Genomic DNA, 13,852 nt, shown 5'->3' with positions numbered 1-13,852 from the left:
ATAGTACAAAAAGAACTTTCTCCCAAGTTCGGAAAAAGTTCTGCTTAAAGCTGATTTTCTATTGCAAATTTGGCGGCGTTACATCCGGCGGAATCAGACATTCATAGGTTTCGCCATCCAGCCGTTCTTGGAATTCCCGCTTTGCTTCGGCAAGCAGTTCTGGCTCCTCCAACGCCTTGAGCGCGGTACAGGCCATGGCTTCTCCAGCATAGAGTGCCGCATTCAACGCAAAATCCTGTGTTCCCTGCGCGACGACTTGCCATGTATGCGGTACCGTCGCGAATGCCCACGTTGATGTAAAACATTGCGCAGTCGGCACATTCCAGCTGACATCGGAAACATCCGTCGAGCCTTCCATAAACAGATCGTTCTCCGGGCATGGAATCACCCAGTCGGCAATTGGTTTTTCATCGATCGTTTTGCGCTGTTCAGTCGTGAGAAACTTTTTTGCAAAGTTCTTCTCATTGTCGCCAAGCGACGCATAGATCTCTTTTATAAAAGCAAGATCATTTTCTGTTGGTTCAGGATAAGCGATCTCTTTCATAAAATCAGCCATTACTTGATGAAGCGCCGTGTTTGGAATCAAGTTGCAGCAGCCGCCTTCAATTTTATAGCTCATTTCGGTATCCGTCATCAATGCCGCTCCTTCGGCAACATGAACCACACGTTTAAACAATTCCTTGACTTCATTCGGTTTCGGCGAACGAACCAAGAATCGCTCCTCAGCAACTGCTTGGACAACGTTCGGCGATACACCGCCTGTGTTCGTTACCGCATAATGGACACGTGCCTTGTCCGCCATGTGTTCGCGCAGGTAGTTGACACCAACGTTCATCAGTTCCAAAGCGTCCAGCGCACTGCGCCCAAGCTCCGGCAGAGCGGCGGCATGTGCACTCACGCCTTTAAATGTAAAACGAGCTTCAATGACCGCATTGGACGACAGATGCTGCACCGCGTTTTTCGAATCCGGATGCCATGAAAAAGCGGCGTTCACGTCTTTAAAACAGCCTTCACGTGCCATATATGCCTTACCATTGCCACTTTCCTCAGCTGGGCAGCCATAATAACGAACTGTGCCTTTCAGTTGATGTTTCGTTACGTATTCTTTTGCAGCAAATGCCGCGGCAAGCGAACCGACCCCAAGCAAGTTATGACCGCAGCCATGACCATTGCCATTCGGCACAATCGGATCGTGAACCGTTTTATTTCGCTTCTGACTGAGTCCGGCAAGTGCGTCGAATTCACCAAGAAAAGCGATCACCGGCTTCCCTTGACCATAACTGCCGACAAATCCGGTTTTTAATCCGGCTATACCTCTTTGAACGGTAAATCCCTCATCCTCAAGCGCCCGGCTCAGCAGTTCAGCCGATTTCACTTCGCCAAAATGAAGTTCCGCCAAGTCCCAAACCTTTTCGCTGAGCGCTTGATATGTGCCTCTTTTTTCGTAAACCATACTCTTTATCTCATCAATTAGTCCCAAGTTAAATTCTCCTTCCGTCTTTTTATTGCGCAGCAAAATCTGTCAACAAATAAGCCATGTGCAAGCTTCCGTCAACATAATCTTTCATGCGAATTGACTCATTCGGTGCGTGCGCCTTAGACTCCGCCCAGCCGACACCGGTGCTGACAATCGGGAGATGGAGGTATTTATCGAAAACGTACATCGGACCCGTTCCCGCCGAATTCGGATACAGAACGGCCTCGGACTGATACGCTTCTTCTGCCGTCTTTTTAACTAATTTCAAGAAAGGATCATTTATATCTGATCGGAAGGCGCGTTGTGATTCAATCATAGCCACTTTCACGTCGGAAAAACCATGACGAGCAAGGTGACGTTCAAAACAAGCAAACAGATGTTCACCGGTTTGTCCGGGAACCATGCGGCAATCGATTTTAACCTTTGCTTCCTTTGGCAGCACGGTTTTGGCACCCTCACCAATATAACCGCTGACCATACCGCAAATCGTCAATGTTGGATGCAGCATCAGTGCATCCTGAGGCACCTCGCCGCGCGCTTCGGTAATAAACGGACGGCTGAGACCGAATGATTTCTTTAATGCCTCATTGTTAAAAGGAACGGCGCGAACCGTTTTCATCAACGCTTCATCCGGCTCTTCGATCTCATCAAAAAATCCTTCAACCGTTATGTCGTTATTTTGATTTTTCATGCTGGCAAGCGCCTGTACTATGCGCCAGGCAGGATTGTCAATGACAGCAGCGAGTGATGAATGAATGTCTATGATTGCGCTCTTCGTGGAGAATTCATAATAAGCTGAGCCTTTAATTCCCGCAAAAAGTGAAACACGTTCTGCCGCATCTTTATTTCCAAATTCCCAGATACACGCATCCGCTTTAAAAAGCGTTGCATATTTTTTTAAGTATCCGGTTAGATTGGGACTCCCAATCTCTTCTTCACCTTCAATAAGAAATTTGACGTTGCATGGAAGTCCACCCGTTTTTTCCAGCGCTTTAATTGCTGCCAACCGTTGCATGAGTGTTCCTTTATTATCGGCGGTACCGCGTGCATAAAGAATACCATCCTTTAGATAAGGCTCGAACGGTTCTGAGTCCCATTCATCAAGCGGATCCGGTGGCTGAACATCATAGTGATCGTAGAAAAGCAAGGTCTTGTTTGCATTGCCTTTTTCTCCCGCAGGTAAAAAGCCGTAAATAACGGGATTCCCACCTAAATCGTCGAGTACTTTAACCTCTGCGCCAAGACCGATCAATAATTCAGATACAAAGTCGACCGTTTCCGGAATTGCCAGATTCTGAGCGGAAACGGTTTTAAGACGCAAATAATTATAGAGCGTTTCAATTGATCGATCCGCCTGCGCGCGCACTTCTTTCTCCAATATTTTTCTCTTGCTGTCGTCCATGATCATCACTTCCTTATTTGTTTTGTTGAAGCTTTTTAGGTGAGGTTTTGTTGTATCGGCCATGAATGGCCTAGGTTCTGTGAGCCGCAGGAAGCGGCGTTATTCCAGACCGCCTATACTACCCCGACTAACTTTTCAAAATTTTATTTTTTCTCATTGACTAAAGACTAAAAAATTTAAACAGCTGACTCAATAGAGCAGCTGTTTAAATGTGTATCATTTAATTGAGCCCGTGTTCCAGAAGCTCAGAAATGCTTATTTGTATGCCCATTTCTGGAAGTTAGCCACAGTTCCCGGCCAATATGCGGAAGCACCGCCGTAAGCGAGATCCTTGCTCTTCACCACAACTTCATTGTCGGAGTAGAGCGTAATTACAGGCATATCCTTTTCCCAGATTGCCTGAAGCTTGTTATAAATAACTTTTCTCTTCGCGCTGTCCGGTTCAGCCTTGCCATCGGCAATCAGCTTGGTTGCTTCCTTATTTTCATACTTCATGAAGTTGTATGCACCTGTTGGGCCATACAGTGCAGAAACATCAGGGTCAAGGTTGAATGTAAATCCGATCAGAAGCAAATCAAAGTCGCCTGCCGCGCCTTTTTGCATGATCGTTGGAAAGTCATAAGTTGTTTCTTTAACCTTTACGCCAATCGCCTTGAAATTCTGAACGATGATGTCGGCAGATTGTTCACGCACCTTGTTTCCAATCGGAACCACAAAGTTCAGTGTCTTATTGAAGTCCCATCCGGCATCCTTCAGCATTTGTTTTGCTTTTTTAGGATCATACTTAATAACGTTCGTGCTCTTATCGAGATAAGGGCTCTGTGAGGTGTAAGGTCCGTCGACGATTTCGCCGTTTCCTTTGAGCAGCTTGTCAACGATTTGCTGACGGTCAATCGCGTAGGCCAAGGCTTGGCGAATTTTCGCATTCGGTAGTGTCTTCGTATTATACTGCATCGTCTGGAATCCGATCTGCGGATGAATCTCCGTTGTTACATTTTTAAGCTTTTTAGCTGAATCAACATCTTGGAACGGAAGATTACCGATACCACCTGATGCATTGGCTTGAATTGTACCGGCCTGCAACTCGCTCAAGAGATTCGGTGCTTGCATAATCTTAATAAAGAACTTAGGTGTCTTAGGCTTGCCAAGGTAATAAGAATTGTTTGCTTTATACTGAATGTATGTGTTTTTGTTGTAGGTTACAAATTTGTATGGTCCGTTCGTTACATCAGGAGCCTGTACGTATTTACTCTTAGAGAAATCTTCAGGTTTAATGTCTTTCAGCACATGCTGGGGCATCGTAATGATCTTTGTACCGATCATTTCCTTGATATAATTAGGGTCAACCGGCTTCTTTGTTTTGAAGGAAACCGTATGTTCGTCAACTTTTTTCAGGTTCGGAATTGAAGTAGCACCGCCTGTCAACTTACCGCTTGCATCCAGGCCTTCCAGAGTTGATAAGTTCGAGCCAACTGCTGTTTCTGTTTTTGGATTGGCAATCAAATTAAACGTGAAAATGACATCATCGGCCGTTACCGGTTTGCCATCTGTCCATTTCGCCTTAGGATTCAGATTAATGGTGTAGGTCTGATTGTCTGTCGTGTCAATAGAAGTTGCCAATTTAGGTTGAAACTTCAGCGGTGCTGTCATGTCCAAGAATGAATCGAGCATTACGCGAATGGCAAATTGTCCTGCAATATCACCGGTGTTAATCGGATTGAAACCACCAGGGGGGTTTACTAAGCCAAGATAAATGGTGTCTTTCTTCTTGCTACTCCCTGATGAGCCCGAACCGCCGCCGCATGCTGCGAGAAAAACGAGCGACAGAGCCATGAAGGATGTGATCACATATTTCAAAATACGTTTTGAAATCATTTTGTGTCTGTTCATTGTGTTGTTTGCATCCCCTTTTATTTTTTCTTATTTTGCGTTCTGTGACTCAATTGCGTCACGCAAGCCGTCACCGATAAAGTTAACGGATAATACGGCAAGTAAAATCATCATGCCCGGTGGAATCCACAGCCAAGGCTGCGAGGAAAGAACTGTGATTGATTCCGCCTGCGTAAGCATGTTCCCCCAGCTCGCCGCCGGTGGGCGAACACCCATCCCAAGGAAACTCAATGAGGCTTCCATGATAATGGCCGACGCAACACCAAATGTGGCATTAACTAGGATTGGTGCCAGCGCATTCGGAAGAATGTGCTGGAAAAGAATCTTCGGCGTTGAATAGCCGAGGGCAACACCTGCCTTTACATAGTCCATTTCTTTTATAGAGAGCACACTGCCCCTGACCAAGCGGGCAATGGCAGGCCAACCGAGAAGACCGATTACAATGGTTATGTTGAAGAGACTCGGTCCGATAATACTCACCAGTACAAGAATAACCATGAAGTACGGAAACGACATGAAGATATCGGTAAGTCGCATGATAATCATGTCAATCCATTTTCCGAAGTAACCGGCAACGAGTCCCAAAACAATACCGATCGCAACATAAATGGCCACTGCTCCAATCCCAACCGAGATGGATACTTGAGCACCATAGATTAGTCGGCTCATCACATCGCGTCCGACAGGATCAGTACCTAACAGGTGAGATGCTGATGGCGCAGCCTCAAATTCATTAAAAATCTTATTAGGATCATGAGGAGAAATGACCGGCGCCAGCGCAGCAATAAGAATAATCAGCACAAAGACAATCAATCCGGCAAAAGCAAGCCGATGTTTGAAGAACCGCCGACCGACCATGTGCAGATAGCTTTCTTCATCTCCAAATTTTTCAATTATCTGTTCGGAATTCACAAGGCCGTCTGCTTCCGGAACATTTTTATTCGGGTTTAATTTCATAGCCATCTCTTCCGCTCCTCCTTAGTCGTACCTGATTCTTGGGTCGGCGACGGCATACAGAATATCTGTCAGCAGATTCGCAACAAGTACGGTAACTGCCGCAAGCAAGTTGATTGCCATGAGTGTCGAGTAATCCCGAGAAGTAATTGATTGGATCGTGAGCAGCCCAAGTCCCGGCCATTGGAAGACCTGCTCGGTAACAATCGCACCGCCGATCAGCATCGGAATATCAATTCCAATTACGGTAATAATAGGAATCAGGGAATTTCTCAGCGCATGCTTATTGGTAATGATAAACTGAGAAAGTCCTTTCGCCTTCGCAGTTCTCAGATAATCTTTGCCGAGTACGTCCAGCATACTGGAACGAACATAGCGTACCATGTTTCCGCCGATGCCTGTCGCAAGAACCAAAACAGGAAGAATAAGATGATTGATCGTATCCATCAGTCCTCCGTCACCGCCAAGAGTATTCATGCTGCCCGTTGGGAACAGCAGCAGTTTACTGGCGAATACATAGATAACGCCGAGTCCTAAGAAAAAGTGCGGAACAGAAATACCAAAAAAAGAAAAACCGGTAACAAGATAATCAATCCAAGAATTCTGTTTTCGCGCGCAAAGAATGCCGAGCGGAATAGCGATCAGATAACCGACGACGAGCGACACGCCCATCAGCATAACCGTAGGACCGACATGCGCGAGCAGAATCTGCGTTACAGGCTCACGTGTTGAATAGGAAAAGCCCAAATTACCGTGGAACAATTGTGTAATCCAGTTCCAATATTGCACCCATACCGGCTGGTCAAGACCAAGCGCATGCTTGGTGGCGGCCAGCTGTTCCGGCGTCGCGGAAGGATTGACCATCATATCCACAGGATTTCCCGGAGCAAGATTAATTATGAAAAAGTTCAGTACGGTTACCCCAAAAAGAACGGGAATAGCGATTAAGATTCGCCTAATGATGTATTGAAACACTTAAAGTCCTCCCTTCATGCATTGACCGGCTCAAGCGGAAAGTGGCAAGCAACGAGATGATCTTTTCCTGTGAGCGCCGGCACTTTTTCACGGCAAATATCCTTTGCGAACGGGCAGCGTGTGTGGAACACGCAGCCTTTCGGCGGATTCGCCGGACTTGGAACATCTCCTTCGACAACCATCTGATTTCGATCACGCATATGCGGATTCGGAATCGGATAAGCATTAAGCAGGATTTCCGTGTAGGGATGTTTCGGATGTTCAAATATTTCTCGTGTTGTCGCAAGCTCCATTACTTTTCCTAAATACATAACCGTGATTCGGTCGCTTATGTACTTCACAGCGCCAAGTCCGTGTGCAATAAACACATAGGTCAAATTGAGTCCTTTTTGAAGATCTTTAAGCAGGTTCAGCACCTGGGCCTGAATCGAAACATCCAGAGCAGAAACCGGTTCATCACAAATAATCAGTTTCGGATGCAGCATCAAGGCCCGGGCAATACCGATTCTTTGCCGCTGCCCACCGGAAAATTGATGCGGGTAGCGATTTTTATACTGTTTCGAGAGACCGACAATTTCCAGAATTTCATTTACCTTTTTGTCCGCCTCACTTTTGGTCGCCAATTTATGAGCAACCAAGGGTTCGGCCAGCAAGTCGCCGACGCGCTTCCTCGGATTTAATGAAGAATACGGATCTTGAAAAATGATCTGCAGGTCGGTTCTGAGCTTCCGCATTTCATTATGTGAGATGCTGGCTAAATCCTTCCCCTGAAAAAGGACTTGTCCTGCTGTGGGGTCTTCCAAACGAACCAGTGATCGCCCGGTTGTAGATTTTCCGCATCCGGATTCGCCAACAAGGCCCATCGTTTCCCCAGGATAGATGTCAAAGCTTACATCATCAACTGCTTTCACGTAGCCAACTGTTCTTGAGATAACACCCTTTTTAATTGGATAATACTTTTTTAAATTCTTGACTTGAAGCAACGGCTCTTTCTTTTCAACAGACGGCATGTTAAGAACTCACTTCCTTTTCGGCATGCTTCGTTTCATATTCTTGTTCCTCTTTTTCATATAAGAAGCATCTGATGCTGTGGGCCTGTTTGTCCTCAATCGGCTTAAGCTCAGGCTTTTCCTCCAAACACCGTTTCATCGCATGCGGACAGCGATCATAGAAGCGGCAGCCCTTCGGCATATTGTGGACACTGGGCACGGAACCCGGAATGGAGTTCAGCCGCATATCGTCCGGATTGGTGATGTGCGGAATAGATTTCATCAAACCTAATGTGTAAGGATGTTTCGGGTTGTCGAACAAGGTATACACATCGGTTTCTTCAACCACCTGACCGGCATACATGACCGCAACCTTATCCGCCATTTCAGCCACAACGCCAAGATCGTGGGTAATCAAAATAATGGCGGTATTCGAGTCTTCACGCAAATTTTTCATTAATTTCAAAATCTGAGCCTGAATGGTCACGTCAAGCGCTGTCGTCGGCTCGTCAGCAATTAAAAGCTTTGGTCGGCAGCTGAGCGCCATGGCAATCATGACACGCTGTCTCATACCGCCGGACAGCTTATGCGGATACTCATCGATAATTCCTTCAGCCCTTGGAATACCTACCTTTTTCAACATTTCAATCGCATAGTTTCTCGCTTCATTCTTTGAAAGCTTCATATGCAATTTGATTCCTTCAGTCAGCTGATCGCCAATGGTAAGGACAGGATTAAGTGAAGTCATCGGTTCCTGGAAAATCATAGAAATGTCATTTCCACGGATTTTCCGCATTTCCGCTTCTTTTGCATGCGCAATATCTTTACCGTCAAACAGGATGGACCCTTGAGTGACTGATCCGTTGCGATCGAGAAGATGCATGATCGAAAGTGAGGTTACCGACTTTCCGCAGCCTGACTCGCCAACAAGGCAGATGGTTTCTCCTTCGTTCAGATCGAAGCTTACTTCGTCAACGGAAGTAACAGGACCTTTTTCCGTTTGAAATTCGGTTTTAATTTTGTCTACCTTTAAAAGTTCGCTCAAAGGTTGTCCCTCCTTAATTATTTAACGACAGTCGCATTTTCGGTTAATACCGGTGTTTCTTTTGCACAAAGATACTTGTCAACCAGAGACAGGAACGCCTTCCCGGCGACCAGCATCACGCGTTCATCGAAATTGAACTTCGGATGATGATGCGGATAGCTTGCTCCTACCTCGGGATTACCTGCTCCGGAAAACCAAAACATTCCCGGCTTCTTCAGCAGGAAGCTCGAAAAATCCTCTCCGCCCATTTGCGGAGCAATTTCAACAGCTGTACCTTCACCGAATGTTTCATCCATTGCCGCTTTGAAAACATCTGTCTCCTTTTCGTGATTGTAAACAGCCGGATATCCGTCATGATAATCTACATGACCTTGCGCATGATAAGCGGCACAGACATTTTCGACAATGGAATCTAATTCTTTCTTTATTTTTTCGCGAACCTGCGGATCAAACGTACGAACGGTTCCTTCAAGTGTCGCTGTATCGGCAATGACATTCGGAGCAACGCCCGCATTGAATTTTCCAATTGTTATGACTGCGGCTTTCTGGGGGTCTACTTCCCGGCTGACAATCATTTGCAGCTGATTGACAACTTGAGAGGCCACCGCGACCGAGTCAATTGAAAGCTGGGGTGCGGAGCCATGTCCGCCTTTGCCCTGAATTCTAATTTTTATATAATCTGCTGCTGCCATGAAATAGCCTTTACGGTAGCCGATCTGGCCATAGGGTACCGTGCTCCAAAGATGCGTTCCGAATACCAAATCCACATCATCAAGACAGCCGTCTTTAATCATTGCCTGAGCCCCGCCAGGAGGATATTCTTCAGCAGGCTGGTGCAGCAGGACAACATCTCCGGCAAGCTCGCCACGATGCTCCTGAATTACTTTTGCAACCCCAAGCAGAGTGGATGTGTGTCCGTCATGTCCGCACGCATGCATTACATTTGGCACTTTCGACTTGTAAGGAACATCTGTTTCCTCATTGATCGGAAGTGCATCGAAATCGGCGCGCAAAGCAACAGACAGCCCGGGCTTTGCTCCGTGAATTCTTGCAACAATTCCGTAACCGCCGACATGAGTTTTAATATCGGTGATGCCAAAGCTTTTGAGTTTTTCCAAAATAAAAGCCGCTGTTTCTGTTTCGTGATAAGAGAGTTCCGGATGCTGATGAAGGAATCTTCGCCATTCTACCATTGAATCGAATGATTTTTCTAAATCGTCAGACCATGAAATGTTCATTTTCTGACCCCCTGCTAGTAAATTAATAACAATAACACTTTGCTCTATTTTCTGAATTCACAAAAACTATAAAGCAATTATAAATGAGACAAAGCAATTAGTCAAAAAAATTATTAAAATGATAAATTGTTTTTACATAATTTCGTTAAGAAAGCTAACACAGCAAATGTCTTTAATCATAAATTGATTTATTTTCGCCTTTTTTTTGCATAGTCGACTATAATTCGACACTCTATGATAGAATTTATTACAATAATAATAAATTATTTATGATTTGACAATAAGAAATTCTAATAATTATTTAAATTTTAGACAAATGGTGTATTCTTATAAGGTATGTTGAATGTAGTTTACAATTTATTTCGTTTCCATTTATCTATTAATCTTTCACAGGTTTAGGAGGGGTACTTTATGGATGATCCGAATCGATCACCGAACTTCAGCGAAATCATTCATGACTTGCGCGCACTTTCCTCCGTTAATCATGCATTAACGTATCTCGCTGGAGACAATAACCGGACAACTGCCGAACAAATTGAACTGACATCAATTCCCGCACCGCCATTCGGAGAATCTGACAAAGCAATCTGGATGGCCCAGCGGTTTCGCGCGCTCGGCTTGACCAATGTGCATACAGACGATGAGGGAAACGTTATTGGATCTCTTCAAGGCATTGCGGATACCAAAAAGGTTGTTGTCTCCGCGCATCTGGACACTGTTTTTTCTGAAGAAACAAAAATAGAACCGGTGATTAGAGACGAAATCGTGTATGCACCGGGCATCTCCGATGATGGCCGAGGTCTTGCCGTCCTCCTGACATTGATTCGCGCACTGACTGCGTCCGGAATCAAGCCACAGCGGACACTCCTTTTCGTCGCAACAGTTGGCGAAGAAGGTTTAGGCGACCTGCGCGGCGTCAAAGCGCTCTTTAAAAAGCGCACGGACATCGGCGGCTTTATTTCCGTAGAACCGGGAAGTCCTGATCGAATCACCGCCACAGCTGTCGGCAGCCATCGCTATTCGATCACATTTACAGGGCCAGGCGGACACAGCTTTGGAAGTTTCGGCATTCCAAGCGCCATTCACGCACTCGGACGAGCCGTTGCAAAAATCAGCGAACTTCAAGTTCCGGCCGATCCGGTGACTACATTCACAGTCGGCACGGTCAGTGGTGGTACCTCAATCAATTCAATTGCCCAGCATGCAGAAATGGGACTGGACATGCGTTCTGTTTCACAGGAAGCGCTGCTTATATTGGAAAAGAAGGCACTTGACTGTATTCGTCAGGCTGTTGAAGAAGAGAACGCGCGTTGGAGCAAAGGGACATTGATTAAAGCAATGATCCGGCTCGTCGGAGACCGCCCTGCCGGAACGCAAAAGAATGACACCACTGTGGTTCAAACCGCAATCGCTGTTATTCGAGATTTTGATCTTGAGCCGAAACTGCTGCCGATGAGCACCGACTCTAATGTCGCAATCCATTTGGGTATTCCCGCACTGACACTTGGTGGCGGCGGTGAATGCGGCGGTATGCACACTTTGGAAGAATTTTATAATCCGAAAAACGCTTATGTCGGAGCACAGACGGTTTTATTGACCACACTCGCATTCTCAGGGGTCGCAGAAGCGTCGCCGTCCATATTGCCTTGATTACTTTTTCTTTTGCCTAAAACCGCATCATGCGGCTTTAATAGACTCATTCATGAAACAAAAGGAGACTTCACGTTGGCCAAAACCATTGAAGAAACACAATTGGAACAGAAACTGATTTCATGCCGCCATCAGCTGCATGAAAATCCTGAACTGTCTTTTGAAGAATACGAAACAACGAAAGCACTTAAAGGCTGGTTATCCGAAACCGGCGTTGAAATGCTGGATCTTCCACTTGATACCGGAGTGCTCGCAGTCATTCGCGGAGAAAAACCGGGTCCGGTCATCTGTCTGCGTACAGACATTGATGCCTTGCCGATTCAAGAGACAACCGGACTGCCTTTCGCTTCCAAAGTTCCGGGTAAAATGCATGCCTGTGGTCATGACTTTCACACGGTCTCGATTCTTGGCGCAACTTTACTGCTTAATGAACGCAAAGATGAGCTTGAGGGAACAGTTAAAGTCATCTTCCAACCTGCCGAAGAAAATGGCGGAGGTGCAGCAAAAGTATTGGAAACCGGCGTCCTTGACGATGTTCAAGCCATCTTCGGCATGCACGATATGCCACATATTCCAACGGGAACGATTGGCATCAAACCAGGCGCTCTGATGGCTGCCGTTGATAAGTTCACAATAGATGTCGAAGGGACAGGGACCCACGCCGCGGCACCGGAAAAAGGAATTGATTCAATCCTCGTCGCGGCGCACATCATGACCGCGCTTCAGTCCATTGTCGCTCGAAACATTTCGCCATTAAATAATGCAGTAATTAGTGTCACACGCCTGGAATCTGGAAACACCTGGAATGTCATTCCGCAAACGGCTCAGATGGAAGGGACAGTCCGCACATTCCAAGAACATGTGCGCGACCAGATCCCTTCCAAAATGAAACGAGTTGTTGAGGGAGTTGCCGCAGGACTGGGCGCAAAAGGCACTTTGCACTACACGAAACTCGGCCCGGCAACGATAAACAATGAGAAACTTGCTGATTGGGCCGTCGACACAGCGAAAGCATCCGGATTAAATGTCATCATACCAACTCCATCAACCGCCGGTGAGGATTTCGCCGAATATTTGAAAAAAATTCCCGGCGCCTTCTTCTTCATGGGCGTCTCCGGAAATTCAGGATTACACCATCCCGATTTGATTATCGATGAAAAAGCGATTCTGCCAAGCGCCAAATTCTTCGCAAATCTAGCGGCTGATATGCTGAAAAAAGTAACAGATCTATAATCACAAGAATTTAAGAAAATTAGCCTCACCAAACTTCTGGCGAGGGTGAAGTCTTAATTATTTTTCCTCTTAAAAATTTATAACTTTCTTATCATACAAAGAGAAACAAGTTCTGAAGGACCGTTCATCCCCGGTTTTTCAGGACTTGTTTCATTAGGAAAAGCTGAGCAGACAGAAGGTCAGGCTGGTTCTATATTTGTCAGGGATTTTAAGGTGTACGCATTAAGCACGTGTGCCGCATCAAAAAGCAGTTCTGAACGTGTTGCCAAACTTCTATTAGACATTTGTTTCATTTTATCTTATTCTATCTGAAATTGATGTTTTCACGGGGGAATTTTATTGCTGCTTTCAAAACTGCTCGCGCAATCTCAGCATCCTGAGGGATGGCTTGGAAAAATAATGATGAAACTTTGGAACAGAGCCTATTTCCCAATGGTTAAATGGAGTCTTGGATTTGTGCGTACACCTCAAAATGGAACGATACTTGATGTTGGCGTGGGAAATGGGCTTACAACAAAATATATCTCTGATTCAGCATCTTCAAGTCTTGTAACAGGTATTGATATTTCGGAAACAGCAATAACGGCAGCGCGAAAAAAGAACACTGCTGATAATCTCTCTTTTTTCGTGACAGATGTTGAGGATCTGCCCTTCCCAAATCATAATTTTGATTTAATTACAGCATTTCAAACACATTTCCATTGGAACTCATATGTACGTGGATTAGAGGAGATCTATCGTGTTTTAAAATACAATGGACAAGTTATAATCGCTTGTGAAAAAGTGAAACTTAATTATTTTATGAGCGGCGATAAAAACGGAGAATACACGAAAAGAATTGCAAAAAATATTGGCTTTACTAAACTTAACACGCATTATTATCAAGGTTGGCTGTATTACCATTTTACAAAATAGCGTTTTTACTGCTGCTTCATAGTTCCTGTCTTTACCAACCCCAAATCAGGATCGGGAACCCTATCTGTTTCTCATGAGAGGGTG

At 45.5% G+C, this 13,852-nt stretch carries 11 protein-coding genes; 3 read left to right on the top strand and 8 right to left on the bottom strand.

Annotated features, from left to right (window positions below; translation table 11 throughout):
• Window positions 1-58 precede the first annotated feature (58 nt).
• The 8 genes from NIE88_RS17635 to NIE88_RS17600 all read right to left on the bottom strand — a co-directional run bounded on the left by NIE88_RS17635 (window position 59) and on the right by NIE88_RS17600 (window position 9,970).
• Complete coding sequence (locus NIE88_RS17635) at window positions 59-1,480, bottom strand: M20 family metallopeptidase (protein ID WP_253064150.1); 1,422 nt, start codon at window positions 1,478-1,480, stop codon at window positions 59-61.
• Between the two features lie 22 nt (window positions 1,481-1,502).
• On the bottom strand, window positions 1,503-2,879 hold the full coding sequence (locus tag NIE88_RS17630) for a M20/M25/M40 family metallo-hydrolase (RefSeq protein WP_253064148.1): 1,377 nt from the start codon (window positions 2,877-2,879) through the stop codon (window positions 1,503-1,505).
• Between the two features lie 255 nt (window positions 2,880-3,134).
• Window positions 3,135-4,769: an ABC transporter substrate-binding protein gene (locus tag NIE88_RS17625; protein ID WP_253064147.1), complete on the bottom strand. Its 1,635-nt coding sequence runs from the start codon at window positions 4,767-4,769 to the stop codon at window positions 3,135-3,137.
• A 30-nt stretch (window positions 4,770-4,799) separates the two neighbouring features.
• Complete coding sequence (gene opp4C / locus NIE88_RS17620) at window positions 4,800-5,732, bottom strand: oligopeptide ABC transporter permease (RefSeq protein WP_253064145.1); 933 nt, start codon at window positions 5,730-5,732, stop codon at window positions 4,800-4,802.
• Between the two features lie 15 nt (window positions 5,733-5,747).
• Window positions 5,748-6,698, bottom strand: coding sequence for an ABC transporter permease (locus NIE88_RS17615; RefSeq protein ID WP_253064143.1), 951 nt, complete (start codon window positions 6,696-6,698; stop codon window positions 5,748-5,750).
• A 14-nt stretch (window positions 6,699-6,712) separates the two neighbouring features.
• Window positions 6,713-7,708 (bottom strand): ABC transporter ATP-binding protein, encoded by a 996-nt coding sequence (locus NIE88_RS17610; RefSeq protein WP_253064141.1) that lies wholly within the window; start codon window positions 7,706-7,708, stop codon window positions 6,713-6,715.
• A gap of 1 nt (window position 7,709) precedes the next feature.
• Window positions 7,710-8,732 (bottom strand): ABC transporter ATP-binding protein, encoded by a 1,023-nt coding sequence (locus NIE88_RS17605; RefSeq protein WP_253064139.1) that lies wholly within the window; start codon window positions 8,730-8,732, stop codon window positions 7,710-7,712.
• Window positions 8,733-8,749: 17 nt separating this feature from the next.
• Window positions 8,750-9,970: a M20 metallopeptidase family protein gene (locus NIE88_RS17600; protein WP_253064137.1), complete on the bottom strand. Its 1,221-nt coding sequence runs from the start codon at window positions 9,968-9,970 to the stop codon at window positions 8,750-8,752.
• Window positions 9,971-10,381: 411 nt separating this feature from the next.
• On the opposite strand from NIE88_RS17600, the gene NIE88_RS17595 reads away from it, so the two are divergent.
• The 3 genes from NIE88_RS17595 (at window position 10,382) to NIE88_RS17585 (ending at window position 13,768) form a co-directional block, all read left to right on the top strand.
• A complete protein-coding gene (locus NIE88_RS17595) occupies window positions 10,382-11,620 on the top strand; it encodes a M20/M25/M40 family metallo-hydrolase (protein ID WP_253064135.1) in 1,239 nt (412 codons plus the stop codon).
• Window positions 11,621-11,695: 75 nt separating this feature from the next.
• Complete coding sequence (locus tag NIE88_RS17590) at window positions 11,696-12,853, top strand: amidohydrolase (RefSeq protein ID WP_253064133.1); 1,158 nt, start codon at window positions 11,696-11,698, stop codon at window positions 12,851-12,853.
• A 339-nt stretch (window positions 12,854-13,192) separates the two neighbouring features.
• Window positions 13,193-13,768, top strand: a complete 576-nt coding sequence (locus NIE88_RS17585; protein ID WP_253064131.1) for a class I SAM-dependent methyltransferase — start codon at window positions 13,193-13,195, stop codon at window positions 13,766-13,768.
• Window positions 13,769-13,852 lie beyond the last annotated feature (84 nt).

Source organism: Sporolactobacillus shoreicorticis, from assembly GCF_024125445.1.
Lineage (GTDB): Bacteria > Bacillota > Bacilli > Bacillales > Sporolactobacillaceae > Sporolactobacillus > Sporolactobacillus shoreicorticis.
Note: the sequence above shows the minus strand (reverse complement) of the source record. Positions and strands in the feature narration are given on the sequence as shown.